Source organism: Flavobacterium sp. T50_26 (genome assembly GCF_057652995.1).
This window is the reverse complement of sequence record NZ_JBYFCC010000052.1, coordinates 185-1,547: the sequence shown is the minus strand read 5'-3', so window position 1 is coordinate 1,547 and position 1,363 is coordinate 185. Positions and strand designations below refer to the sequence as shown.

The window sequence follows — 1,363 nt, the reverse complement described above, 5'->3', positions numbered from 1 at the left end:
GCGTATTCTATGATGAATTACAACAAAAAGTTTAATTATTTAACTTGCAAATTTATAGATGTCGATATAAGGTGTTTTTCTATTAATAACACAAAAAACTCTATCAATAATTTTGCATCGAATATTGTTTAATATCAACATACTATTTTTCCCTTCATTTTTCTTTTTAATGTAATATTCTTTCATTTGCGGGTCGTGTTTTACCGCTGCTAATGCAGCCATTTGTAGTAATGATTTCATTTTTTTATCAGCCATATGATTTACTTTAGTAGCCCCTCTAATACTTGAACCGGAACTATATTCGAATGGTGCCGTTCCTGAGTAGCAAGCAAATTTTCTAGAATTTTCGAATGCTTTAAATCCTTTAGTTGCAATTATGAAATACAGGGCTGATTGTTGACCGACTCCAGGAACACTTTTTATTAAATCATATTGTTGTTTTAATTCGGAATTATTTTTAATGACCTCTCTCATTTTAACCTCTAATTCTTTGAGACTGCTTTTTAAAGCTTTGATGGTTTTAGAATTTATAAAACGTACTGCTTTAAATACATCATTTGATATAAAATCTTTATTTTCTTTAGTAGTTTCAAGAATTAGAAGTGTTTTGAGAACCTTTTCTCTTTCTGTAAAAAGTAATTTTAATTGTTGAATTTCTTTTTCTGCAATAGAAGATAATTTCAATTTATCAATATTTCTAACGCTATACCAAGCAATATCTTTTGCATCACTTTTATCATTTTTTCCTCTAGAAATACCTTTAGATCTCTTGATTTCAACAGCAGGAACTATCCAATAATCTAACTGAAGATTTGAAAGATTAATACTTAAAGGATAAGTATAAACTCCTGTGTTTTCAAAACAAAAAAGCGTTTTTGAAAATTCAATTTTCTTTTTCTTTAAAGTAGAGATAATAGCTTTTATTCCTGTTGAATTATTTTCAACTATAAAATGCTCTGATTTGTTTAAGGAAACATTTTCAATTAAAAAGACATCTAATTTTGATTTTGAGATGTCAATGCCAACATAAAATAAATAATTCTTCATAATTTTGTAATTGAGAGATTAAAAAATGTTGAAACTCTTTAGAACCTTTATTAGACCGCTATGTCTATTATTCTATTTGAAGCTATTCAACGTGTTAAAGGGACAGCAGAGGACTAATACGCGAGATAAATCTTTCTTAGTGAGGGATATAGTTCACCTCTGCTTTCCTTTAATAAATTTAAACTTTTTCTAATTAACTCCTTTTGAAATTCTAAATTAAAACACTTTGCAAAGTAAAGGTTGAAACTCTTTAGAACCTTTATTAGACCGCTATGTCTATTATTCTATTTGAAGCTATTCAACGTGTTAAAGGGAC

Annotated in this window: 1 protein-coding gene; it reads right to left on the bottom strand. The window is 27.9% G+C overall.

Features of this window, described 5'->3' with window-relative positions:
• Nucleotides 1-39: 39 nt before the first annotated feature.
• A complete protein-coding gene (locus AC23MC_RS16380) occupies nucleotides 40-1,047 on the bottom strand; it encodes an IS110 family transposase (RefSeq protein ID WP_487569400.1) in 1,008 nt (335 codons plus the stop codon).
• Between the last annotated feature and the right edge of the window lie 316 nt (nucleotides 1,048-1,363).

What these genes read in the sequence shown, in the direction of transcription:
- AC23MC_RS16380 (WP_487569400.1), bottom strand. Translation starts at nt 1,047, where the DNA reads ATGAAGAATTATTTATTTTATGTTGGCATTGACATCTCAAAATCAAAA.